The sequence below is a fragment of the Saccharopolyspora sp. NPDC002376 genome (genome assembly GCF_053593195.1).
This window is the reverse complement of record NZ_JBSFBZ010000012.1, coordinates 59498-83316: the sequence shown is the minus strand read 5'-3', so window position 1 is coordinate 83316 and position 23819 is coordinate 59498. Positions and strand designations below refer to the sequence as shown.

The window sequence follows — 23819 nt, the reverse complement described above, 5'->3', positions numbered from 1 at the left end:
AAGCTGGACCCCTGATCGTTGCCTCACCGCGCGCGATGTCGCAGGCTTAGGCACATGTCGCGTGGAGCCCCTGAGCAGGACATCGACGAAAACGCCCTCCGGGTCGGCGACCCCGGCCATGCCGCGGCCGGGGTCAAGGGAGTGCTGGTCTCGCTGCAACGCAGCGTGGAGCAGATGGGCGTGGCCCGCACGGCGCGCACGTTGCCGCTGCTCAACCAGCGGGACGGTTTCGACTGCCCGGGCTGCGCGTGGCCGGACCCGCGCGCGGACGAGGGCGACAAGCGCAAGATCGCCGAGTTCTGCGAGAACGGCGCGAAGGCAGTCGCCGAGGAGGCCACCAAGCGTCGGGTCGGGCCGGAGTTCTTCGCCCGGCACTCGGTGGCCGAGCTGACCGAGCGCACCGACTACTGGCTGGGCCAGCAGGGGCGGCTCACGCACCCGATGATCCTGCGCGACGGTGACACCCATTACCGCCCGATCGAGTGGTCCGAGGCGTTCGAGGTGATCGCCGAGGGCCTGCGCGGGCTCGACTCGCCGGACGAGGCGGCGTTCTACACCTCGGGCCGCACCAGCAACGAGGCTGCGTTCCTCTACCAGCTGCTGGTGCGCAGCTTCGGCACGAACAACCTGCCGGACTGCTCGAACATGTGCCACGAGTCGTCCGGGTCGGCGCTGACCGAGACCATCGGCATCGGCAAGGGCTCGGTGTCGCTGTCCGATGTGGAGCACTCCGATCTGGTGCTGGTGGTCGGCCAGAACCCGGGCACCAACCACCCGCGGATGCTGTCGTCGCTGGAGAAGGTCAAGAAGCGCGGCGGGCGGATCATCGCGGTCAACCCGCTGCCGGAGACCGGGCTGATGCGGTTCAAGAACCCGCAGAACGCGCGCGGCGTGGTCGGTGACGGCACCCGGCTGGCCGACGAGTTCGCGCAGATCCGCATCGGCGGCGACCTGGCGCTGTTCAAGGCGCTCAACGCGCTGGTGCTCAAGGCCGGCGCGGTGGACCAGGACTTCATCGACGGCTGGACGCACGGCTTCGACGAGTTCGCCGAGCAGGCCACCGAGGTCGACTGGGAGGCCACCGCGCTGGCCACCGGGATGGAGCAGGAGCAGATCGAGCGGATCGCCGAGATGGTGATCTGCTCGCAGCGCACCGTGGCCTGCTGGGCGATGGGCCTGACCCAGCACAAGCAGGGCGTGGCGACGATCCGCGAGATCGTCAACCTCCTGCTGCTGCGCGGAATGATCGGCAAGCCCGGCGCCGGGGTGTGCCCGGTGCGCGGCCACTCCAACGTGCAAGGCGACCGCACGATGGGCATCTGGGAGAAGATGCCGGAAGAGTTCCTGGCCGCGCTGGAATCCGAGTTCGGCGTGCCGGTACCGCGGCAGCACGGTCTGGACACAGTGGACACCATCCGCGCCATGCAATCCGGGCGGGTCAAGGCTTTCGTCGGGATGGGCGGCAACTTCGTCTCGGCGACACCGGACACCGACGCCACGATCCAGGCCCTGCGCGACTGCGCCCTGACGGTGCAGGTGTCGACCAAGCTCAACCGCTCGCACGTGACACCGGGCCGCACCGCGCTGATCCTGCCGACGCTCGGCCGCACCGAGCGCGACGTGCAGGCCGGCCGCGAGCAGTTCGTGAGCGTCGAGGACTCGATGTCGGTGGTGCACCGCTCGCGCGGTCGGCTCGACCCGGCCTCGGACGAGCTGGTCTCCGAGGTGGCGATCATCTGCCGGCTGGCCCGCGAACTGCTCGGCCCGCAGCACCCAGTGCGCTGGGAGTCCTTCGAGCGCGACTACGACGTGATCCGCGACCACATCGCGAACGTGGTGCCGGGCTGCACCGACTACAACCGCAAGGTCCGCGAACCGGACGGCTTCGTGCTGCCGCACCCGCCGCGCGACAGCCGCACCTTCCCCACCGCGACGGGCAAGGCGAACTTCTCGGTGAACGTCCCGGAACCCATCGAGATCCCGCCCGGACGCCTGCTGCTGCAAACCCTGCGCAGCCACGACCAGTACAACACCACGATCTACGGCCTGTCCGACCGCTACCGAGGCGTCGAAGACGGCCGCCGAGTGGTCCTGGTCCACCCGGACGACATCGCAGAACTCGGCTTCGCAGCAGGAGATCTGGTCAACGTGATCTCCGAGTGGACGGGCGAAGAAGGCCTGGAAGAACGCCGAGCGGACCGCTTCCGCATCGTCTCCTACCCCACCGCCCGCGGCTGCGCGGCGGCCTACTACCCGGAGGCGAACCCGCTGGTCCCGCTGAACTCGGTGGCGGAGAAGTCCAACACCCCGGTCTCCAAGGCGATCATCATTCGCCTCGAACGGGCCTGACGGCCCCCGGTTTCGCCGCTCAGGGCCGGATCTGAGCGGCGAAACCCGGATGCGGGTCCTCGACGACCACGAACTGCCCGTCGTCGGAGGTCCGAGCTCGGGTGATCCGTGCCAGCGAACCCGCGACGAAGGGGACCGCCGAAACGAGAGCCGAGAAGAACCCGCCGAGCGGGTTCGAACTCAGCAACCGGTTGCCTTCCACCCGAACACGGGACTGCAACGCGAAGTCGACCTGCCGCACCGCGGGCTTCCCATGAGCCGTGCAGCACAACGGGAGGTTGCCCGGCGTCGTCACGGGGTCCGCAGGCATTCGGACTTCCTCCATTGCCACATGCTCTCCCGCGCATCCAGCGCCGAACCGGTTTCCTTTTACCCCCACCTTATTAAGGTCCTACAAATCCTTTACCTGATGGGGCGATCTGCCGGCCGCGGTCTTCCCCGACCACGTCCGCCGCCGCCTCATGGTGGATTGAGGTGGCCGTCGCGATCAGCCGGTGAAGAGTTGGGTGACCTTCTGGACCAGCTCGTACACGCCGTAGGCGAAGGGCAGGCCCACCCAGGCCCAGGACACCGTCAGGACTGCTCGGCGGTTCATCGGGCCTCCGGTTCGTGGAACTTCGGGTTGACCGGGCGGACCAGTTCGTTGGCCGCGAAGCCGACCACCAGCAGGCCGATCATGATCACCAGCGAGGTCGTGTACAGGTCCGGTCCCGTCGCACCGGCCGCTTCGCGGGCGTCGGCGATGGCGTTGACGATCAGCGGTCCCAGCACACCGGCCGCCGACCACGCGGTGAGCAGTCGACCGTGGATCGCGCCGACCTGCGCGGTGCCGAACAGGTCCTTCAGGTAGGCCGGGATGGTCGCGAAACCGCCGCCGTAGAAGGACAGGATCAGCATCGCGCACAGCACGAACACCGGGACCCCGGATGAGCCCGCCAACAGGATTCCCAGGTACAGCAGCACACCGCCGCCCAGGTAGACGCGGTAGATGTTCTTGCGCCCCACGATGTCCGATGTGGACGACCAGATGAACCGGCCCGCCATGTTGGTCAGCGACAGCAGCGCGACGAATCCGGCCGCCGCGCCGGTCACCACCGGCGTCGAGCTGTGCGCGAAGAAGCCGCTGATCATCGGCGCCGCCTTCTCCAGGATGCCGATGCCCGCGGTGACGTTGCAGCACAGGACCACCCACAGCAGCCAGAACTGCGGGGTGCGCACCGCGTTGCGGGCCGTCACGTTCGCGGTGGTGATCATCGGCTTCGACACCGGTCGCGCGGTCGATCCCGGGTTCCAGTCCTTCGGCGGTGTCCGGATCAGCAGCACGCCCAGCGACATGAACACCGCGTAGACCACGCCGTGGATCAGGAAGGTCAGCGCGATGCCGGACTGCCCGCTGCCGAAGGACTCCAGCATCTGCGTCGACCACGGCGAGGCGATCAGCGCGCCGCCGCCGAAGCCCATGATCGCGATCCCGGTGGCCATGCCCGGCCGGTCCGGGAACCACTTGATCAGGGTCGACACCGGGGAGATGTAGCCGATGCCGAGCCCGATGCCGCCGACGAACCCGTAGCCGAGCACCACCAGCCAGTACTGGCCGAGCGCGACGCCCGCCGACGAGATCAGGAACCCCAGCGAGAAGCAGGTGGTGGCCACCGCCATCGCCCACCTCGGCCCGCGGCGCTCCACCATCGTCCCGCCCAGCGCGGCGGACAACCCGAGCATCACGATCCCCAGCTGGAACGGCAGCGCGCTCAGGGTGCCGTTCAGGTCGAGCGCGTCCTCCAGCGGCGGTTTGAAGACGCTCCAGGCGTAGACCTGCCCGATGGCCAGGTGCACCGCCAGCGCGGCGGGCGGCACCAGCCAGCGGTTCCAGTCGGCGGGCGCGACGATGCGAGTGGGAGAGAGCAGATCTGCGACCATCAGGCCTCCGGCCACGTGCAGTTGATCACGGCGGGCTGAGGATACTTGTGGAGCGGCGGTTCGATCGAGAGTTGACTTCCGCCGAGCGAACGTGTGAGTGAGGGACTGATGGGACGCGTCACAGTGCGCCGACCGGTGCTGAAGATCGCCGCCGATGGCACCAGGAGCAGACCGGACACGCTCGCTGCCGAAGAGCCGCTGGAGATCCGCGTCGACGGCAGCCCGCTCTCGGTGACCATGCGCACGCCCGGTCACGACGTCGAGCTCGCGCACGGGTTCCTGCTGACCGAAGGCGTCATCCACGACCGCGAGCAGCTGTCCACCGCGCGCTACTGCGACAGCCCCGGACCGGACGGGCGCAACACCTACAACGTGCTGGACATCGCGCTCGCCCCCGGCGTGCAGCCGCCCGACTCGTCGGTGACCCGCAACTTCTACACCACCTCGTCGTGCGGCGTGTGCGGCAAGGCCGCGCTCGACTCGGTCCGGCTGAGCACCCGCCACTCCCCCGCCGCCGACCCGCTCACCGTGACCGCGGACACCCTCCTCGGCCTCCCCGGCCAGCTGCGCACCGCCCAGCGCGTCTTCGACACGACCGGCGGCCTGCACGCGGCCGGCCTGTTCACCGGTGACGGCAAGCTGCTCGCGGTGCGGGAGGACGTGGGGCGGCACAACGCCGTCGACAAGGTGCTCGGCTGGGCGTTGCTGGCGCAGCGCGTGCCGCTGTCCGGGTGCGTGCTGATGGTGTCCGGGCGCGCGTCGTTCGAGCTGGTGCAGAAGGCCGCGATGGCGGGCGTGCCGGTGCTCGCCGCGGTCTCCGCGCCGTCGTCCCTGGCCGCAGAGCTCGCCGATGAACAGGGCATGACCTTGATCGGGTTCCTGCGCGGACAGTCCATGAACGTCTACACCGGGGCCGGGCGCATCGTGACCAACGCCATCACCGACTAGCGGCGGAGCGCGCCCGGCGTTGGCACGATGGGGAGCACGACCGCCACGGGAGGGATGCATGCGTGATTCGCAGGGCCCCCCGCTACCGCGCCGCAGTGTTCTGGCCGCCGGGATCACCGGCGCCGCCGCTCTCGGTCTGGGCCTGGGCGGCCGGATGGGATCCACTCCGCCCGAGACTCCGGTGGCGATGTCCACCCAGTCGAACGTGTCCGTGGAGCGGCTCTACTCCCACGCTCGGAACTGCTTCATCGACTTCGTCCTGATGTTCCCGAAAGGCGTTGCGCGCCAAGGACTCCCGGTGTGCCTGATGCTGCACGGCCGGTTCGGCGACGCGCGCAAGTCCGTGTTCAGCCTGCCGGACTGGCTGTCGGGTTCCGTCGCGGCGGGCCGCATTCCGCCGTTCGCGTTCCTGGCGGTGGACGGCGGCGGGAACAGCTACTGGCACCGGCGTCCGAACGACGATCCGATGTGGATGCTGCTCGGCGAGGTGCCGCGCTGGCTGGCTGAACGCAACCTGGGTGGAACGCGCCACCAACCGTTCGCCTCGGCTGGCATCTCGATGGGCGGCTTCGGCACGCTGCTCTACGCCCGGCGCAGGCGTGAGATGGGCGACCCGCTGTCGGCGGCCGCAGTGGTGTCCCCGGCGCTGATCACCAGCTGGCCGGAGATGCGCAAGCGCAAGGCGTTCGCCAACGAGGCGGAGTGGGCGGCGATCGACCCGCTGCGCCACATCAAGTCGCTCGGCGATCTGCCGCTGGGCGTGTGGTGCGGCACCGAGGACCGCTTCATCGAAGGCACCCGCCGCTTCATCCGGCTGGCCGAACCCGACTACGCCTCCACCACGCCGGGTGGCCACAACAGCCACTACTACCGAAAAGCCCTCCCCGAACTGGTGAACTTCATCGGCGGGGAACTTCCCAACGCAGGCACCAAGTAACCCGCAGCCGAAAATGCCCCTGAGCACCTGTCTTTGATCTCAGCCACTGGAATCCGACAATTCACGCCAGGCGGAGCTTGGTCGGTTCTGCGGTGTAGGTGTCGGCTTCGAAGCGGTCGTTGAGGGGAACCGTGCCGTAGAGGGTCCAGCGCAGGATCGCCGGCCAGGGTCCGTAGCCGGCGTCGGTGTCGAGGTGTTCGCCGTCCAGTATCACGTCCATCTCCACCTGGAGGGATTCCGCGAGGCCGTGGGCCTGGTACATGGACAAGTACGGATCGCCGGTGCCGACCACCAGCCGCGTGATGCCCGCTGCGCGGCGCAGCGCTGTCGAGTCCGTCGGGTACGGCGTGATGTCCTGGGCGTCCGGGTGCTGCCAGTCCAGGGCCGGCGGGGACACCAGGAGCACCCGGTCCGCGCGCCGAGATCGCCCCTCGATCGTCGCCGCGTGGTGCAGCCACAGCGCCACGCCGCAGGAGTGGGCCGCCACCACGAGTTCGGCTTCCTTCGGCACTGCCTCCAGCCGCTCGCGCAGCACCGGCAGCCAGTCCTCCAGCACCGGCCGACCCGGGCCGGGAAACGAGGGCAGTTCCACGTCGACGTCTTGTTCGCGGAGCTGACCGGCGAGCCACTGCTGCCAGTGCCAAGGGCCGGATCCCGTCATCCCGTGAATCAGCAGGACGTGCATCTCGCTCATGGCAGCCGCTCCCCGGAGAGATGATCTGGTCAGTACCCAAGGATCATCTAACCCGCCGCGGTCCGCAGCGGAAACGCCCGGGGGCAAACACGAAACAGCCCGCGACGGGAAGCCGTCGCGGGCTGCAGTGTTTCAACATCACGAACTCGAAAACCACTGGCCCTGAAGCCAGTTCCGCACCGGAAGCACGGAAACGGGCCTAATCAGGCCGACTTCTCCCGGCGCTCTCGACGAGTTGCCTGGCGTGCCACGATCGTTGGATTCACATTCTCGCGGACCGTCTGCTCGGTGATCACGACCTTGGCGACGTCCGACCGGCTCGGGATGTCGTACATCACCGGGAGCAGAACCTCTTCCAGGATCGCGCGCAAACCGCGGGCGCCCGTGCCGCGCAGGATCGCCTGGTCGGCGATCGCTTCCAGCGCCGTCTTGGTGAACTCCAGCTCCACGTTGTCCATCTCGAACAAGCGCTTGTACTGCTTCACCAGGGCGTTGCGCGGCTCGGTGAGGATCTGCACCAGCGACGCCTTGTCCAGGTTCGTCACGCTGGCCACCGTGGGCAGCCGGCCGATGAACTCCGGGATCAAGCCGTACTTGATCAGGTCCTCGGGCATCACGTCGGAGAAGTGGTCTGCGGTGTCGATCTCGGCCTTGGAGCGCAGCTCCGCACCGAACCCGACGCTGTGCTTGCCGACCCGATCCTCGACGATCTTCTCCAGCCCGGCGAACGCGCCCGCCACGATGAACAGCACGTTCGTGGTGTCGATCTGGATGAACTCCTGGTGCGGGTGCTTGCGGCCGCCCTGCGGCGGCACGCTGGCGGTGGTGCCCTCCAGGATCTTCAGCAGGGCCTGCTGCACGCCCTCGCCGGAGACGTCGCGAGTGATCGACGGGTTCTCGCTCTTGCGGGCGATCTTGTCGACCTCGTCGATGTAGATGATGCCGGTCTCGGCGCGCTTGACGTCGTAGTCGGCCGCCTGGATCAACTTGAGCAGGATGTTCTCGACGTCCTCGCCCACGTACCCGGCCTCGGTCAGCGCGGTGGCGTCGGCGATCGCGAACGGAACGTTCAGCATCTTCGCCAGCGTCTGCGCGAGGTAGGTCTTGCCGCACCCGGTCGGGCCGAGCATCAGGATGTTCGACTTGGCCAGCTCGACGGCCTCTTCACCACGGCTCTCCCGGCGCTCACCGGCCTGGATGCGCTTGTAGTGGTTGTAGACCGCGACCGACAGGTTCCGCTTCGCCGGGTCCTGCCCGATGACGTACTGGTCGAGGAACTCGTGGATCTCCGCGGGCTTGGGCAGCTCGTCGAGCTTGACCTCGCCGGCCTCGGCCAGCTCCTCCTCGATGATCTCGTTGCAGAGATCGATGCACTCATCGCAGATGTACACGCCGGGGCCGGCGATGAGTTTCTTCACCTGCTTCTGGCTCTTCCCGCAGAAGGAGCACTTCAGCAGGTCGCCGCCGTCACCGATACGTGCCATGACCGCTGACCCCGTCCCCTCCGGCGCGCCGTCCGGTAGCGCGCCTGACCGTATGTGCTTCCGACGGTACCTGGCGTTCCCCGGGTTCGGGGAGACTCACAGTGTCCGCCATGGCCAAGCGTGATGTGACCAGCACAGCGCTCGGCGTGTCGTGATCCCCGCTGCCGGGCGTGCCGCCCGACTGCTTTGCCGGGAGGCTACGCGTTCCCGCTGGCCGCAGCAGCTGTTTTCTCCGACTGCTGAAAGCACCGCAGCTGCGCACGACCGCAGCCGGAAACGCATGACCACTAATGGGTTGATACCTGCCGGACGGCACGGCCGCTACCGGCGGAAACACGATGTGACGCACGACTCGAACGGCGCCGAAGGCGTCGCTGCAGCCCCAGTTGTCCTCGTGGCCGACGGCCGCTGAATGATCGACCCGCGAGCGGGCAATGCGCACCGCTGCAGGCCTCGGAGACCGCCTCGCGGACACCCCAGCCCGGTTGAGGCGGTCTCCGAGGTTGCGCTGCTCGCACCGCCAAGCAAAACGAGCAGCCCTCGCGTCTTACGACCGCTGCTCGGAGAGCTTGCGGTAAGGCACGACCTCGTCGATGATCCCGTACTCCACCGACTGCTCCGCGGTCAGGATCTTGTCGCGGTCGACGTCCTGGCGGACCTGCTCCTGGGAGCGGCTGGTGTGCTTGGCCAGCGTCGACTCCATCAGGTCGCGCATCCGCTGGACCTCGGCGGCCTGGATCTCGAGGTCCGAGACCTGGCCGTAGATGCCTTCGACGGACGGCTGGTGGATCAGCACCCGCGAGTTCGGCAGCGCCTGGCGCTTGCCCTTGGTGCCCGCCGCCAGCAGCACGGCCGCCGCCGACGCCGCCTGCCCGAGGCAGATCGTGCGCACGTCGGGACGCACGTACTGGATGGTGTCGTAGATGGCCATCATCGCGGTGAACGAGCCGCCCGGAGAGTTGATGTACATCTGGATCTCGCGGTCCGGGTCGTCCGACTCCAGGAAGAGCAGCTGCGCCATAACGTCGTTGGCGGAGGCATCGTCGACCTGGACGCCGAGAAACACGATGCGTTCCTCGAACAGCTTGTTGTACGGGTTGGACTCCTTGACCCCGTACGCGGTGCGCTCGACGAACGAGGGCAGCACGTACCGGGACTGCAGAGACTGGTAAGGGTTCACGGCGGGTGACTCCTCAGTTGCTAGGTCCGGGCGGGATGATCAGCTGCGCGGCAGGTTCGCGGCACTCGCCACGTGGTCCACGAACCCGTACTCGCGGGCCTCCTCCGCGGTGAACCACCGGTCGCGGTCGGAGTCCTGGGTGATCCGCTCCACCGTCTGACCGGTCTGCTCCGCGATCAGCTGGGCCATCTCCTTCTTGTGCCTGGAGAACATCTTGGCCTGGATCTCGATGTCCGAAGCCGTACCACCGAGACCGGCCGACGGCTGGTGCATCATGATCCGCGCGTGCGGCAGCGCGAACCGCTTGCTCTTGGCACCCGCGGACAGCAGGAACTGCCCCATCGAGGCCGCCATGCCCATCGCCACGGTCGCCACGTCCGGCTTGATCAGCTGCATGGTGTCGTAGATCGCCATGCCCGCCGTCACCGAACCACCCGGCGAGTTGATGTACAGCGAGATGTCGCGGTCCGGGTCCTCGGCCGCCAGCAGCAGCAGCTGCGAGCAGATCTGGTTCGAGATCGAGTCCTCGACCTGGGAGCCGAGGACGATGATGCGCTCCCGCAGCAGCCGCTCGTAAACCGAGTCGTTGAGCGAGAGTCCGTTGGTACCCGTCCGCATGGACGGCGCCTGCGCGTCGGACGCCGGAGTCAGGTGCTGCGTCACGTCTCCCCTGCCTTCTCCCACATTGGGGCTCTTACTCGTGGGCCACTCCGTTCACTCGCGCCGCTTCCGGTCCACTTCCACAGTGGACCGAGCCGGTCGGCGGGCGACTTCGACGGCCCTGCTTCCCTCTCGGGTGATCCGCTACAACCGACCCTAACGAAAGTGGGCGGCACCAGCTTCCCAGTACCGCCCACGTTCGCTTAGAGCATGTTTATCGAGTTGTCGAGCGAGAGACGGGTCACTCCGCCTTCTCGGCCTCGGAGCTCTCCTCGCCCTGCTGCGGACCGAACAGCTCGTCCATGTCCAGCTCGTTGCCCTCGGAGTCGGTGACCTTGGCCTGGCGCACCACCGAGAACAGCGCCTTGCTGCGCCGGACGTCGGCGAACAGCGCGCCGAGCTGACCCGACTGCTGGGCCTGCTGGACGAACTGGTCCGGGCTCACGCCGTAGCGCTGCGCCTGGTAGATGATCCGCTGGGTCAGCTCCTCGTCGGAGACCGAGACGCTCTCTTCGTCGGCGATGGTGTCCAGGATCAGCTGGGTCCGGACCGCCTTCTCAGCCTCTTCGCGGGTTTCCGCGTCGAACTGCTCGCGGTTCTTGCCCTGCTGCTCGAGCCACTCCTCGAGGCGCTTCTCGTCGTGGTCGAACGGGTGCACCGCGTCGTGCTGGCGCGCCTCGACCTCGGACTCGACGACCTTCTCCGGCAGCGGCACCTCGACGGTCTCCAGCAGCGCGTCCAGGACCTTGTCCCGGGCCTGCATGCCCTGCTGCATCTTCTTGACCTTGCCCATGCGCTCGCGCAGGTCGGCGATGAGCTCCTCAGCGGTGTCGAACTCGCTGGCCATCTGGGCGAACTCGTCGTCGGCCTCGGGCAGCTGGCGCTCCTTGACGGAGTTCAGCTTGACCGTCACCTCGGCGTCCTTGCCGGCGAAATCGCCGGCGACCAGGTTGGTGGTGAAGGTCTTGGTGTCGCCCTCGCTCGCGCCGATCAGCGCGTCGTCGATGCCCTCGATCAGCTGGCCGGAGCCGATCTCGTAGGACAGACCGCTGGTATTGGCGTCCTCGACCTCTTCGCCGTCGACGGTGGCCGACAGGTCGATGCTGACGAAGTCGCCCTCCTGCGCGGCCCGGTCGACGCCGGCGAGGGTGCCGAAGCGAGCGCGCAGCGAATCCAGCTGCTCGGTCACCTCGTCCTCGGTGACCTCGACGTCGTCCACGCTCACCGCGAGCTCGCCGAAGGCGGGCACGGTGATCTCCGGGCGGACGTCGACCTCAGCGGTGAAAGCGATCTCGGCGCCGTCCTCGATCTTGGTCACCTCGATGTCCGGGCGACCGAGGGTGCGCACCTCGCTGCTGTTGACCGCTTCCAGGTACTTGGCCGGAACCGCCTCGTTGACGACCTCGTCGAGCACGGGGGCGCGGCCGATGCGGCTCTCCAGCACCCGCGCCGGAACCTTGCCCGGGCGGAAGCCAGGGATGCGAACCTGCTGGGACAGTGCCTTGTACGCGCGATCGAAGTCCGGCTTGAGCTCGTCGAACGGCACCTCGACGTTGATCCGGACGCGCGTCGGGCTCAGGTGCTCGACGGTGCTCTTCACGTGGTCTCCTAGTGCGAACGTGCTTTGATTCCCGGCGCTACCAGCGGGCGCGGTGCAACACCACGTCCAATGCCGGGCTGACCTCTGAGTCTATTGCTTCCCACCCGGAGCCACGGGCCGGGGTTGCGAGAAGCGAAGTTGGGCAGCCTCACCTAACACCGAGCGGCTATCCGTGCTTGAGTGGAATCGTGCAGCACACTACCGCCGATCACGCCACTTGCGCGGCGCTGTCCACCGGTTTCGCCGAACCGCTGACCGGGACCGCCGCGGTCGCGCGCGGCTGGCTGTGCCTGGAGCAGCGCGGGCCGTGGGGGCACAACGCGCTGGTGCAGAGCCACCTGGATCCGAACCTCGGCCGGGCGCTGGAGGCGAAGGCGAGCGAGCACGGCGTGCGGGTGCAGCTGATCCGTCGCCCAGGACGCCACGCGGACACCCCGGGCGATGCCACCCGGCAGGTCCTGCTCGCGAACACCGAGCCCGGCACCGGCTGGCTGCGCGAGCACACCACCACCGACCCGGCCGAGCTGCTCGACCTCGACTTCGAGCGCATCGCCGCCGGACACCACGACGGCTGGGGACGACCGATAGCCGACCCGCTGCTCCTGGTGTGCACCAACGGCCGCCGCGACCGGTGCTGCGCGTTGCTCGGCCGCGAGCTGATCACCGACCTGGCCGGACGCCACGAGAACGCGATCTGGGAGACCACGCACACCGGCGGGCACCGCTTCGCCCCCGCCGCAGTGCTGCTGCCCAGCGGATACACCTACGGACGCCTCACCGCGCACGCCGTCGAAGCGGTCCTGTCCGCGGCCACCTCCGGAAAGGTCTCGCTCGAGCACTGCCGCGGCCGATCGACCTGGGACCGCGCCGGACAAGCCGCCGAACTGGCCGTCCGCGAGCACCTCGGCGAACACCTCACCGACGCGCTGCTCATCACCGGCCGCACCGACGACCAGGTGGAAGTGGCCCACCAGGACGGCCGCCGCTGGCAGGTGACCGTGCAAACCCGCGAACTCGACCCGCCCCGCCCCAACAGCTGCGGCAAAGCGGCAGTCCACCCCACCTCGACCGTCGCGGTCGACATCACTGACTGCTGAACATCGAGCTGACCGCGGCACTCAACTCGGTGGGCGTGACCGCCGTGACGATCCCGTCCGCAGGCGTCAGCTCAGCCACACCCTGCGGCCCCGGAACGACGAACGACACCACGACCAGCAGCACCAACGCGGCACCCAGCACCGCGCACACGACCACCGCGGGCAAGTGCACGCGCAACCCCGGAATCCCCTCGCGCATGACCAGGAAATCGGCGCTCCACGCCCGGCCGTTACCAAGCGTCACGCACGGCTGCGACCCACATCACCGGCGAGACCCGCCAGGAAAGCAAAACCGGCCGCCCGCGAGAAGCGAGCGGCCGGCCGCAACGTCGGGGTGGCGGGATTTGAACCCACGACCCCTCGCACCCAAAGCGAGTGCGCTACCAAACTGCGCCACACCCCGTCCGACGTGCGACGCACCCGAGAACCCCGGGTGCGTTGCGAAGAGCCTATCGCGACCCGCTAAGCTGTGGCACGCAAGGTCACCAAACCCGCCGGGCACCACCCGGAGGAACAGGCGAAACCAGCACGCGGGCGTAGCTCAATGGTAGAGCCCCAGTCTTCCAAACTGGCTACGCGGGTTCGATTCCCGTCGCCCGCTCCAACGACAAAGGCCCAGGTAATCCGGTATTCCGGAGCCTGGGTCTTTGATCTTCAACTGGCCTTCTTTCGTTTCCGTGCCCGTTGCGTGCCCGATCGCTTCTTCGTGCCCCTCCGAGCGGCCCTGAAGGCATCCCCCAGTGCTTTGGTGATCACCTTGTCTCGGTCCTCGCTCGCGTGCTGATAGATCAGCGCCGCACGGGTGGAAGCGTGACCCATGCGCGCCATCAGCTCTTTGAGGCTTGCAGCCGTCGTCGCGGCGAGGGTGTTGCCGACGTGCCGCAGATAATGAAAGTGGAGATCTGGCAGGCCGACCTCAGTACGAACCGTGTTCCAGGTGCGCCGGAAGCCCGAGCGTCGCAGCGGCCCGCCCTTGGGACCGACGAAGCCCCGCCCGTTCTCCCCCTTCTCTGCGAACTTGTCGAGGCGCGTCCGCAGGTCGGGGATGATCTCCGCTGGAAGTGCGACCGTTCGCCAACCGGCCCGAGACTTGGGGGTGTCCTCCAGGAGCTTGCCGCCGTCTAGCTCAGCCACCGAGCCGACGATGTGGACCACTCCCCCGTCAAGATCGAGATGGTCAGCCTGGGCCGGGGTCTCAGTGTCGTGGCATTCGGCGATGTCCTTGACGAGGTATTTGGTGGGTAGCCGATGCAGCGGTTGGAGTCTGGTGAGACTGCCATGACGCCTTGTGCGTCGATCTGCCGCCCGAACCGTCCGACGTGCAGGGATTCGGCGCCGTCCTCGTCCAATTTGAGCGCGTCATCCCAGGTTGTGAGTGGTGTGTGGGTGTCGGGGTCGAGGTATGCCTTGGCGCGTGCGTCCCAGTACGGCTGCTGCGCTCGCCCAGAAATACGGCATCAGTCAGCCCCATGTCACGGGGCGCTCTCACAACCTGCCTCCGGCGGGGGCGCTCCGGCTCGGGGATGGCCCCCACCTCGCACGCGGCGCACGGTGGTCAGTGGTTGAGGTGGAAGCCGGGGGACCTGTGGCGTAAGGACGCCGGGAGCTAGGGCGTGTCCCGTGGATCTCTGTCCTTGCCCGCGCTGGCGGGTGGATCGAGACCGGCCGGATCAGTCAAGGACGAAGAGTGTGAACTTCGCGTCCCACAGGCCCCCCAGGCCCTCACCGAAGTGCACGCCGGTGGTCTCGTGCAGGTGGTCCATGGCGCAGGATTCGCCGTCGTAGTCCTCGCTGGGCATCATCTCGCGGCCCCGCATCTGGGTCATCGGCTGACCGTTGCGGTAGTGCAGGGCGATCGGCTGATCTGCGATCCGTACCAGGTGCAGGTCGGTCGATGTCGACGCCTCGACCAGATAGTCGAAATTCCCTGACATCCTGCAGGCAACGTCGATCACGATGACCCAGTCACCGACCTTTGCGGCGCACAGGTCTCCGTACCGTCTCCCAGAAGTCGCGTCCTCGAAGCCCATCGTGCTATCTGTCGGGGCGAACACGTCCGGCACCGCATCGGCAAGCTCATCCGTTCGGATAGCAGCCACCTCTATGTTCCAAGCCATAGACGGAGTTTAGATCTTGCATGAAGATGCAGTGCCAGTTTCCGGAGCCGGGTGCGCTGACGGCAGTGACGGCAACGGTGACGGCAACACCGGCAGACGGACGCAGATGATCGTGATCACCGGGAGACGGATCGATCTCGGGCCACGCTTGATCACCTGGACCATGATCGAACTGATAAAGATGAGGCCACCCGGTCAAGGGCTGGACAGCGGACAGTGCGTGCCCGCTGCGTGCCCGCCAGGACAGTGATCAAGGGGGACTCACGGGCAGACATGGGCAGCCACGCACCCGTCCCGACCTGGGCAGGAGCAGTTCACAAGTTTGCGGCCCGAAGACCCGTCGCCCGCTCCGAGTTGGGCGTTTTGTGTCTAGTGTGCCTTTAGCCCACTAGACCTTTACTCTTCGGCTTTGCCGTGGGGGCCGAGCCCCCACACACCCCACAGTGCGGGGGTTGCTTTTTTGAGCGCGCCTTGCTCGTCGTTCGTTCCTGGCCTGGGTTTTAGTTTGGTGCGCCGTCTCGTGGTGGCGATTTCGCTCGAAATCGTCGCTTGGTCCTTCCCCGTGGGGCTCGCTGTGTTCGTGACCATCCAGTCTCGTCCTGCAGCGCGGCGCGCTGGGCCGCGACCTGGTTCACGGCGTCCGCTGTGTCGCGTCTCTCGCGTGCGGCTTGGTGTTTGGCGGTTCCTGCCGCTTCGCGGCTGTTAGGTTATTGGGAAGGGCTTTTGGGAATAAAAGGCCTTTGGGTTTTGTCAGGGGGTTGCGCGAGGCTTGCGGTTGGGCTTGAGGCGACTCCAGCCCTTCCCGGCTCTTATTGATCTCTTGGGGGTTTTGTGCGGCGGCTTGAGTACAAGTGGTTGGTTGGCATCACCTTTGTGCTGGCGCTGATCATGCAGATCCTCGACGTCACAATCCTGAACGTGGCGCTCGCCACGCTGGGGCGGGAATTCCAGGTCGATCCGGCGGCGCTTCAGTGGGTGCTGACCGGGTACATGATCAGTTTGGCCGTGTTCATCCCGGCTTCCGGTTGGATCGCCGATCGGTTCGGGAGCAAACGGACCTTTCAGGCTGCCGTGATCATCTTTACCTTCGCCTCCGTGCTGTGCGGGATGTCCAGCGAGTTGTGGATGCTCATCGCGGCTCGGGTGTTGCAGGGTGTTGGTGGCGGGATGTTGGTTCCCGTCGGGCAGGCCATGCTGTTCCGGGCCTTCCCGGCCAACGAGCGGGCCAAGGCCGGGGCCGTGCTGTCCATTCCGATCACCGTTGCGCCGATGCTCGGACCGGTTCTCGGTGGCGTGCTCGTCGAGTACGCCAGCTGGCGGTGGGTTTTCTTCATCAACGTGCCCGTCGGGGCGCTCGCGCTGCTGTTCACCGTGCTGTACCTGCGCGAGGAGGAGCGCCGCGATCCCGGGCGGTTCGACTTTCCCGGCTTCCTGCTCGCCGGGGTCGGGTTGGCGACGCTGCTGTACGGGCTCGAGCAGGGGGCTCAGCTCGGTTGGGGCGCGGTTCAGGTTTGGGCGAGCCTGCTGATCTCGGGGTTGCTCATCGCCGGGTTGATCTGGCGGGAGCTGACCGTTCGCGAACCGATGCTGGACCTGCGACTGCTGACCGATCGGATGTTCGGCACCGGCAACCTGCTGCTGGTGTGTCAGACCGGGTCGATGTTCGGCATCCTCTTCCTGCTCCCGCTGTACCTGCAGAACCTGCGCGGCGTATCGCCGATGCACGCCGGGCTGGTGCTCATGCCGCAGGCCGTGGCCATGCTGCTGACCACCCAGATCGTCAGCCGGTTCTACGGCCGGATCGGGCCGAAGCGGCTGATCCTGGCCGGGTACACAGTCCAGCTGGCGATCTGCGCCGGGCTGCAGCTGCAGGGACTGACCACACCGCTGGGCTTCCTCGTCGGGCTGCTCGTGGTGCAGGGCGTGGCGATGGGGTTGCTGATGACGCCGGTGCAGACGGCGACCTTCGCGAGCATCTCCGGGCCATCCATGGGGCAGGCGAGCTCGCTGTTCAACGTCAGCCGGCAGGTCGCCACCGCGCTCGGCACCGCCATCGTCGCCACCGTGCTGGTGGTGCTCACCGAGCACGGCCAGTCCACGATGGACCAGACCACCTCGTTCGCCGAGGTCGAGATGGGTGCCTACCACGGGGCCTTCCTGGTCTCCGCGGCTTTCGCCGCGCTGGGTATCCTGCTGGCTCTGCGGGTGCGCGACGCCGATGCCGCGGCCAGCCTCGACCGCCCCAGCGAACCGCCCCGAACAGGCGACCGCGAAGCGGCCGAGACCGTGAGATAGGTCAAGGGCGCCCCGCTGCCGGAAAGCTCCGGGCAGGATGTGAGGGGTGACCGATATGCCGCACGTCGACCAGGTCCGCAACCACGACCGCTGGCGTCCGGGCTGGCGCGCCGGGCGCACCGGCTACGCCTGGCTGCTGCCGCTGGCCGACCAACCGGGGCTGCGCAAGCTGGTGAACGACTACCAGTACGCGCTGCGCGACCTGCCGGGCTTCGACCTGGTCCCGCTGGAGTGGATGCACATCCTGATCCAGGAGGTCGGGTTCGCCGACGAGATCGACGAGGCGCGGATCGAGCCGCTGGTCGCGGCCACCCGCAAGCGGCTCGAGGCGGTGCTGCCGCTCACCCTGGCCTTCCACCACGCCGTGGTGCAGCCGGAATCGCTGTCGCTGCCGGCCGAACCGCAGTCGACGGTCATCGAGCTGCGCAACGCGGTGCGCGAAGCGCTGGCGGACGTGCTCGGCGAATCGGCGGTGCTGCCGGAGCCCGAGGACGTCGACAAGCACGTCAGCCTCGCCCACTCCACCACCGACGGCCCGGCGATCTTCGCCGTGGCCACGCTCAGCGGCACCGCGGTGGATCCGACCACGGCGAAGATCCCGTCGCTGTCGCTGGTCAAGCTCAACCGCGACCACTCGAGCCCCGAGTGGGAGAAGGTCACCGAAGTCCCCCTGGGCGCCTGATCCCCGCTCCCCTGCCGACGCACACCGGCGTGTCGGCAGGGCACCGGCTCGGCGTTCGTGGAGTTCCAAATTTCCCTAAATTTGGGAGTCCTCTCGGCTGCGGCCGTGCGGGGGAACCGGGTCGCGCTGGGGTGGCGTGCTCGGTATCAAGACCACATGGGTGAGCTCAGCGCGCGAAGCCTCCGGGCCGACGAATACGACGACTTCTTCGGCGTTTTCTCCGCCGCGTTCCTCGACGATTCGCTGGAGTCCACGCGCGAGCTGTACGGAACCGCGTTCCGCGCGGAACTCGCGCACGGCGTCTTCGACGGCGACGAGATGATCGGCGGGGCCGGACGGCTCGAGCAGGAGATCACCGTGCCGGGGCCGATGCAGTGCCCGCTCGCGGCGATCACGGCGGTGGGCGTCAAGCCCGGGCATCGACGACGCGGCGTGCTGACCTCCCTGATGCGCGAACAGCTGGATTCGCTGCACGACGACGGCATGCCGGTCGCGGCGCTGTACGCGTCGGAGGCCGGCATCTACGGCCGGTTCGGATACGGGCTGGCCAGTTTCGAAAGCCATCTGACGGTTCCGCGCGGCGGCGCCTTTCTGTCCACTGTGGAGGTCGACGACCGGCGGGTCCGCGAAGTCGACCGGGAGCAGGCGCTGGCGGTGGCGCGAGCCCTCTACCCGGCCGTCGCGTCGACTCGGACCGGTTGGCTGTCCCGGAGCGACGGCTCCTGGGAAGCCCGCATTCTCGACAGCCCCAATGCGCGCGGCGACGTCAGCGCTCCCCGGTTCGCAGTGCACCCCGACGGATACGCGATCTACCGGCCCAAACGGGAGTGGACCACCCGCGGCCCCGCCTACGAGCTGAACGTGGCCGAACTCGTGGCCGCGACGCCGCAGGCCTACGCCGCGCTGTGGCGATATCTCCTGGACATCGACCTGGTCGCCGAGGTGGTCTGGCACAAGGCCGCGATCGACGAGCCGGTGCTGGGCATGCTGGTCAACCCGCGCGCCGTCGACCGCAAGGTGCTCGACGGGTTGTGGGTGCGGCTGGTCGACCTGGACCGCGCGCTGATGGCCCGCCGCTACGCCGCCCCGGTCGACGTGGTCTTCGACGTCACCGACCGCTTCTGCCCGTGGAACGAGGGCCGCTGGCGGCTGCGCGCCGACGGGGCGGGATCCGCCACCGCCACCCGCACTGAGCACGCCGGGGAGCTCTCGCTGGACGTCACGGACTTGGCGGCCGCTTATCTGGGCGGCAGCACGCTGGCCGCGCTGGCGCGCTGCGGTCGGGTCGTCGAGCACGAGCGGGGCGCGCTGCTCGCCGCCTCGCGGGCATTCGCGACCGACTTCGCGCCGCACTGCCAGGAAGGATTCTGATCACCCGTTCGTGCGGCATCCAGGTACTGTCGATGAGGACGGATTCGTCCGCTTCGGGAGGTCCTGGGTGTCCACCGCCATCTTGATCATCGTGGTCGCACTCGTGGCGATCGGCGCCGCCGTCTGGTGGTCGCGCAAGAAAGCCGTGGAACACCAGCAGAAACAACTGGACGACGCCAAGGCCGAAGCGCGCCGCTGGGTGGAACGGCTGGGCGGCCAGGTGCTCAACCTGATCGGCACCAACGAAGCCGCCAAGCAGGCGCTGGCCGATGCCTCCGAGCGGCACGCCGCCGCGGTCTCCCAGCTGGAGCAGGCCACCACGGAGCAGCAGGCCCGGCTGACCACCGAATCCGCCCTCGAAGGGCTCTACTACGTGCGGGCGGCGCGGATCGCCATGGACATGGACCCGGGCCCCGAGCTGCCCGACCTGTCCGGCCAGAGCGGCGCGGGCAAGGTCACCGAGCTGCGCGAGGTCGAGGTGGAAGGCCGCCAGCAGATGGCCTCGCCGGACCCGAGCGAGCAGACGCCGCACTACTACCCCGGCGGAACGGTCGCAGGCCGTCCGGTGCCGCAGGGCTGGTACAGCGAGCCGTGGTGGAAGCCCGCGCTGGTCGCGGGTGCCTGGGGCGTGGGCTCGTTCGTCCTGATGAGCGCCCTGTTCAGCGGAATGTCCGGAGTCCCGGCCGAAGCGGCCTACGCGGACGGCTTCCAGGACGGCATGGCAGCCGACGACGCAGGCGGCGACGTCGGAGGGGACTTCGGTGGTGACGTCGGAGGGGACTTCGGCGGCTTCGGAGACTTCGACTTCTGACCCCACCGACCGCACACCCGATCCGGTTCAGCCCAACCACAGTTTCAATTGAAACTGTGGTCACCCGTGCCTGGGATTTACAGTTTCAATTGAAACTGTGGTCGACACGCCGGGCACGGACCCACCAAGCCCCCCATCCCGACCGGTCCAGATGAGTCGTGTTCGCCTCGGTTGACGCTCCGGGCATCGGAGTCCGAGGGGGTCCGATGCCCGACACACCGTCGGCGTGTCGGGTTACTCGGGTTGGCAGGTGGGGCACCAGTAGAGCTTGCGGCCGGAGAGGTCCGCCATGGCGACGGGTGTGCCGCAGAACAGGCAGGGCATGGCCGCGCGGCGGTAGACGTAGACCTCGCCGCCGTGGCGGTCCTGGCGCGGGGCTCGGCCGGTGGCCTCGGGCATGTGCTCCGGTCGCACGGTGTCGATGCGCCCCACCCGGACCCCGTCGGCCATCAGCTCGACCAGGTCCGCCCAGATCAGGTCCCACTGCTCGCGGGCGAGAGCGCGGCCCGGCGTGTAGGGCTGGATGCCGTGCCGGAACAGCACTTCAGCCCGGTAGACGTTGCCCACCCCGGCCAGCACCTTCTGGTCCAGCAGCAGCGCCGCGATGCTCGTGCGGGACCGGGAGATCTTCAACCACGCCAGCTCCGGGTCGGCGTCCTCGCGCAACGGATCCGGGCCGAGCCGGGCTCGCACCGCCTCGACTTCATCACCGGTGAGCAGTTCGCAGGCGGTCGGGCCGCGCAGATCGGTCCAGTGCGTTTTGCCGACGATGCGCATCCGCACCTGGCCGCGCGGTTCGGCCACCGGGAGCTCGGACTCGCTGAACGTCCCGTACAGCCCGAGGTGCACGTGGACGATCCGGTCGGGGCCGTAGTGGTGGAACAGGTGCTTTCCGTGCGCCTCGGCGCGCTCCAGCACGGTGCCGTCGAGCAGCGAAGCGCTCGAGGCGAAGCGCCCCTGCGGACTGGCCACCCGGACCTTCATCCCGGCGAACAGGTCGTCGTGCACTCCGGCGAGCCGGTGCAGGGTGTGGCCTTCGGGCATTCGAACGTCCTCAGAGCTTGTCTTCGATCCTGGTTCCGCACCCGCGCGGAGACAGTTCTCAGAGCCTGCCTTTGAACCTGGTTTTGGTCTTTTGTCTTTGATGCGCCGAATGCGCATAGCCTGCCCTCGGCGCTTGCACCGCCGCGGGTTCTCAGCGTTCGCCTGGGGAGGACGGCCCATCCGCCGTGCATTGGCCACCCGCAGTCCAGGCGGGCGCTGAGGTTCCGCCACCTGCACCGCCACGCAAAACGAGTTCGCCAGACCGGTTCAGACGATGATCCACAGCGCGAGGGACTCGACGAGGTAGGCCCCCACGCACCACAGGGCGATGTGCAGCCCCCGGAGAATCGGTCGGTCGCGGCGCGGGAACGCGAATCCGGCGAACAGGGAGACGAGCGGCGCGAGGGCTGCTCCGGCGGTCAGCCACAGGCCGACGCCGAGCACGCAGTCCGGCGCGGGGCAGAGCGCCGCCACGAGCTTGGGCGAGAGCGCTTGCTGCCCGAAGAAGAGCACCAGCACGCCGACCACCGTCGCTGTCACCGCCACCAGGGGTGTCAGCACTGCGGGACGTGCTGGTGCCATCGGTCAGTTGCCGGGCAGGGCCGGGGGCTGGCCGGTCTTCTCGTAGTCGGAGAGCAGGTCGATGCGCCGCTGGTGGCGGCCACCCTCGAACTCGGTGGTCAGGAACGCCTCGACGATCTGCTCGGCCTCCTCGACGGTGTGCATCCGCGCACCGACGCCAGCCAGCAGCGCGTTGTTGTGCTGACGGGCGAGCTTGGCAGTCTCGACGCTCCAGGCCAGCGCGGCGCGGGCGCCGGGGACCTTGTTCGCAGCGATCTGCTCGCCGTTGCCCGAGCCGCCGAGGACCAGTCCGAGGCTGCCCTCGTCGGCGACGACGCGGCGGGCGGTCTCGACGCAGAACGGCGGGTAGTCGTCCAGGGCGTCGTATTCCGCGGGACCGATGTCGGTCACTTCGTGACCCTTGTCGGTCAGCCACTTGACGAGGTGGTTCTTGAGTTCGTATCCGGCGTGATCGGAGCCGATGTAGACGCGCACGTCGGCAGTCTGACAGACCCGCCTCCCCGCGATTCACAGTGGTGGTTCCGTGGGGGGGATCGATCTTGCGTTTTCGGGGTTTCTTGTGGCTGAGTTGCATCACGGTCCCCTGAGGTGCGGTTGATCACGGCTGGGGTTGTGACACTGGCTACGCTTCCGGCTATGACCAGCGTTGATGTGCACATGGATTGGGGTTTGCCAGGCCTGCGCGCAATGTTCGGTTTTCCGGTTCTGGTGGTCGTCGACGTGCTCTCGTTCTCCACTTCCGCCGAAGTCGCCACTGCCAACGGGGCACGTGTGCTGCCCCTTCGCTCGCACGACACCGCGGTTCCGGAAGGAACAGTGCTGGCCGGGCCGCGCAGCCGCGATCGCTGGTCGTTGAGCCTGTCGTCGCTGCGCACCATCGCAGACGTCAAACTGGGGTTGCCGTCGCCGAACAGTGAGACGCTGTGCGCCGAGGCATCCGCGACGGGCGCGACCGTTTTCACAGGTTGTCTGCGCAATGCTGACGCCGTGGCCGCGGCGGTGAACAGCAGCCGGACCGCACCGGTGCTGCGCGACGGTTTTCTGGAGGCGGCATGAGCAGTCCTGTCACAACCCAAGCCGTGCTCAACCGCACCTCAGGGGACCGTGACGCAGACCGGCCACAAGAAACCCCGAAAACGCAAGATCAATCCCCCACGGAACCACCGCTGTGAATCGCGGAGAGGCGGTACTGCGAGAAGTCGGCCCGGACGTGTTCGTGCGGCGCTACGCCGAGCTCGATCTGTCCATCGGTCTGGTGGTCGGGGCCGAGTCCGTCCTGGTGATCGACACCCGCGGGGACCACGCGCAGGGCTCCGAGCTGGCCGCTGCGGTCCGCGAGATCACCGCGCTGCCGTGGCAGGTGGCGATCACGCACGCCCACTTCGACCACTGCTTCGGCACCAGCGCTTTCCTGCCCGCCCCGGTGTGGGCTCATGAGCGCTGCCCCGGCTTCCTCGCCGCGACCGCTAACCAGCAGCGCGCCGAGTGGGTCGCGCACTACCGCGGCGAAGGCTCCGACGACATCGCCGATGCGCTCGCCGAATCGACACCGACCGAGCCCGACCACCTGGTGTCCGAGCGGGCCGACCTGGACCTGGGCGGCCGAACCGCGCAACTGCGCTACCTCGGCCTCGGGCACACCGATCACGACCTGGTCATCGCAGTTCCCGACGCCGGAGTCGTGTTCGCGGGAGATCTCGTCGAGCAGGGCGCTCCGCCAGACTTCGGCGACGCCCACCCAGAGCACTGGCCCTCTACAGTGGACGGGATCCTGGCGATCTCCCCCACCGCGGTCGTGCCGGGCCACGGAAATCCGGTCGCCCCGGACTTCGTCCGCACCCAACGCGACGAACTCGCCACCATCGCCGAGCTCTGCCGCGAGCACCGAGCCGGCGAACTCCCCGAGGAACAGGCCCTCCGCCTCTCGCCCTACCCTGCCGACACCACGCGCACTGCGCTGAGCCGAACCTGAAACGCGACAGTCCGCCCGCAAAACGACTGTTCCATAGATCACATTCGCGGCCGCCGAAGAACCGGCAGAGCGCGCA

The 23819-nt window shown here is 68.0% G+C and carries 24 protein-coding genes and 2 tRNA genes; 11 read left to right on the top strand and 15 right to left on the bottom strand.

Annotated features, from left to right (window positions below; all coding sequences use genetic code 11):
* Positions 1-54: 54 nt before the first annotated feature.
* On the top strand, positions 55-2349 hold the full coding sequence (locus tag ACWCO2_RS11385) for an FdhF/YdeP family oxidoreductase (RefSeq protein WP_450127621.1): 2295 nt from the start codon (positions 55-57) through the stop codon (positions 2347-2349).
* Positions 2350-2368: 19 nt separating this feature from the next.
* Here ACWCO2_RS11385 and ACWCO2_RS11380 read toward each other — a convergent pair whose 3' ends face one another.
* The 3 genes from ACWCO2_RS11380 to ACWCO2_RS11370 all read right to left on the bottom strand — a co-directional run bounded on the left by ACWCO2_RS11380 (position 2369) and on the right by ACWCO2_RS11370 (position 4269).
* A complete protein-coding gene (locus ACWCO2_RS11380; RefSeq protein ID WP_450127620.1) occupies positions 2369-2659 on the bottom strand; it encodes a hypothetical protein in 291 nt (96 codons plus the stop codon).
* Between the two features lie 177 nt (positions 2660-2836).
* Positions 2837-2944: an MFS transporter small subunit gene (locus ACWCO2_RS11375; RefSeq protein WP_450127619.1), complete on the bottom strand. Its 108-nt coding sequence runs from the start codon at positions 2942-2944 to the stop codon at positions 2837-2839.
* Entirely contained in the window at positions 2941-4269 is a 1329-nt protein-coding gene (locus ACWCO2_RS11370) for an OFA family MFS transporter (protein ID WP_450127618.1), read from the bottom strand. The genes ACWCO2_RS11375 and ACWCO2_RS11370 overlap by 4 nt, the downstream gene beginning before the upstream one ends.
* A 108-nt stretch (positions 4270-4377) precedes the next feature.
* Between ACWCO2_RS11370 and fdhD the strand changes: the two genes are divergently transcribed.
* Positions 4378-5217 carry a formate dehydrogenase accessory sulfurtransferase FdhD gene (fdhD, locus tag ACWCO2_RS11365; RefSeq protein ID WP_450127617.1) on the top strand — a complete coding sequence of 280 codons (840 nt, stop codon included), beginning with the start codon at positions 4378-4380 and terminating at the stop codon, positions 5215-5217.
* Between the two features lie 58 nt (positions 5218-5275).
* Positions 5276-6154, top strand: coding sequence for an alpha/beta hydrolase (locus ACWCO2_RS11360; RefSeq protein ID WP_450127616.1), 879 nt, complete (start codon positions 5276-5278; stop codon positions 6152-6154).
* 61 nt (positions 6155-6215) lie between these two features.
* Here ACWCO2_RS11360 and ACWCO2_RS11355 read toward each other — a convergent pair whose 3' ends face one another.
* From ACWCO2_RS11355 to tig, 5 genes are all read right to left on the bottom strand, one after another.
* Complete coding sequence (locus ACWCO2_RS11355; RefSeq protein WP_450127615.1) at positions 6216-6848, bottom strand: RBBP9/YdeN family alpha/beta hydrolase; 633 nt, start codon at positions 6846-6848, stop codon at positions 6216-6218.
* Between the two features lie 203 nt (positions 6849-7051).
* Positions 7052-8332: an ATP-dependent Clp protease ATP-binding subunit ClpX gene (gene clpX, locus ACWCO2_RS11350; RefSeq protein WP_450127614.1), complete on the bottom strand. Its 1281-nt coding sequence runs from the start codon at positions 8330-8332 to the stop codon at positions 7052-7054.
* 547 nt (positions 8333-8879) lie between these two features.
* On the bottom strand, positions 8880-9512 hold the full coding sequence (locus ACWCO2_RS11345) for an ATP-dependent Clp protease proteolytic subunit (protein ID WP_450127613.1): 633 nt from the start codon (positions 9510-9512) through the stop codon (positions 8880-8882).
* 39 nt (positions 9513-9551) lie between these two features.
* On the bottom strand, positions 9552-10175 hold the full coding sequence (locus tag ACWCO2_RS11340; protein ID WP_450127612.1) for an ATP-dependent Clp protease proteolytic subunit: 624 nt from the start codon (positions 10173-10175) through the stop codon (positions 9552-9554).
* Between the two features lie 238 nt (positions 10176-10413).
* Positions 10414-11772 (bottom strand): trigger factor, encoded by a 1359-nt coding sequence (gene tig, locus ACWCO2_RS11335; protein WP_450127611.1) that lies wholly within the window; start codon positions 11770-11772, stop codon positions 10414-10416.
* Between the two features lie 188 nt (positions 11773-11960).
* Here tig and ACWCO2_RS11330 point away from each other — a divergent pair, with 188 nt between their 5' ends.
* Complete coding sequence (locus ACWCO2_RS11330) at positions 11961-12869, top strand: sucrase ferredoxin (protein WP_450127610.1); 909 nt, start codon at positions 11961-11963, stop codon at positions 12867-12869.
* Here ACWCO2_RS11330 and ACWCO2_RS11325 read toward each other — a convergent pair.
* On the bottom strand, positions 12856-13113 hold the full coding sequence (locus tag ACWCO2_RS11325) for a hypothetical protein (RefSeq protein WP_450127609.1): 258 nt from the start codon (positions 13111-13113) through the stop codon (positions 12856-12858). The two genes, ACWCO2_RS11330 and ACWCO2_RS11325, sit on opposite strands and share 14 nt — an antisense overlap.
* 85 nt (positions 13114-13198) lie before the next feature.
* Positions 13199-13272 (bottom strand) — tRNA-Pro (locus ACWCO2_RS11320).
* Between the two features lie 127 nt (positions 13273-13399).
* Here ACWCO2_RS11320 and ACWCO2_RS11315 point away from each other — a divergent pair.
* Positions 13400-13473 (top strand) — tRNA-Gly (locus tag ACWCO2_RS11315).
* 50 nt (positions 13474-13523) lie between these two features.
* Here ACWCO2_RS11315 and ACWCO2_RS11310 read toward each other — a convergent pair.
* Both ACWCO2_RS11310 and ACWCO2_RS11305 read right to left on the bottom strand, forming a co-directional pair.
* Positions 13524-14087: a tyrosine-type recombinase/integrase gene (locus ACWCO2_RS11310; protein WP_450127657.1), complete on the bottom strand. Its 564-nt coding sequence runs from the start codon at positions 14085-14087 to the stop codon at positions 13524-13526.
* A gap of 452 nt (positions 14088-14539) precedes the next feature.
* Positions 14540-14968, bottom strand: coding sequence for a hypothetical protein (locus ACWCO2_RS11305; protein ID WP_450127608.1), 429 nt, complete (start codon positions 14966-14968; stop codon positions 14540-14542).
* An 849-nt stretch (positions 14969-15817) separates the two neighbouring features.
* Here ACWCO2_RS11305 and ACWCO2_RS11300 point away from each other — a divergent pair.
* The 4 genes from ACWCO2_RS11300 to ACWCO2_RS11285 all read left to right on the top strand — a co-directional run bounded on the left by ACWCO2_RS11300 (position 15818) and on the right by ACWCO2_RS11285 (position 20145).
* A complete protein-coding gene (locus ACWCO2_RS11300; protein ID WP_450127607.1) occupies positions 15818-17281 on the top strand; it encodes an MDR family MFS transporter in 1464 nt (487 codons plus the stop codon).
* 55 nt (positions 17282-17336) lie between these two features.
* Positions 17337-17963: a 2'-5' RNA ligase family protein gene (locus ACWCO2_RS11295; protein ID WP_450127656.1), complete on the top strand. Its 627-nt coding sequence runs from the start codon at positions 17337-17339 to the stop codon at positions 17961-17963.
* A gap of 156 nt (positions 17964-18119) precedes the next feature.
* Positions 18120-19334 (top strand): GNAT family N-acetyltransferase, encoded by a 1215-nt coding sequence (locus tag ACWCO2_RS11290; RefSeq protein WP_450127606.1) that lies wholly within the window; start codon positions 18120-18122, stop codon positions 19332-19334.
* A 67-nt stretch (positions 19335-19401) separates the two neighbouring features.
* Positions 19402-20145 (top strand): hypothetical protein, encoded by a 744-nt coding sequence (locus tag ACWCO2_RS11285; RefSeq protein ID WP_450127605.1) that lies wholly within the window; start codon positions 19402-19404, stop codon positions 20143-20145.
* Between the two features lie 234 nt (positions 20146-20379).
* On the opposite strand, the gene ACWCO2_RS11280 is transcribed toward ACWCO2_RS11285, so the two are convergent.
* The 3 genes from ACWCO2_RS11280 to ACWCO2_RS11270 all read right to left on the bottom strand — a co-directional run bounded on the left by ACWCO2_RS11280 (position 20380) and on the right by ACWCO2_RS11270 (position 22245).
* A complete protein-coding gene (locus tag ACWCO2_RS11280) occupies positions 20380-21189 on the bottom strand; it encodes an Fpg/Nei family DNA glycosylase (protein WP_450127604.1) in 810 nt (269 codons plus the stop codon).
* 267 nt (positions 21190-21456) lie between these two features.
* Positions 21457-21771 (bottom strand): hypothetical protein, encoded by a 315-nt coding sequence (locus ACWCO2_RS11275; protein WP_450127603.1) that lies wholly within the window; start codon positions 21769-21771, stop codon positions 21457-21459.
* Positions 21772-21774: 3 nt separating this feature from the next.
* Positions 21775-22245, bottom strand: a complete 471-nt coding sequence (locus ACWCO2_RS11270; RefSeq protein WP_450127602.1) for a ribose-5-phosphate isomerase — start codon at positions 22243-22245, stop codon at positions 21775-21777.
* A 114-nt stretch (positions 22246-22359) separates the two neighbouring features.
* On the opposite strand from ACWCO2_RS11270, the gene ACWCO2_RS11265 reads away from it, so the two are divergent.
* The gene (locus ACWCO2_RS11265) at positions 22360-22827 is read left to right on the top strand and encodes a hypothetical protein (RefSeq protein ID WP_450127601.1); all 468 of its coding nucleotides are present in this window, start codon (positions 22360-22362) and stop codon (positions 22825-22827) included.
* Positions 22828-22939: 112 nt separating this feature from the next.
* Complete coding sequence (locus ACWCO2_RS11260) at positions 22940-23743, top strand: MBL fold metallo-hydrolase (RefSeq protein ID WP_450127600.1); 804 nt, start codon at positions 22940-22942, stop codon at positions 23741-23743.
* The last annotated feature ends 76 nt before the right edge of the window (positions 23744-23819 follow it).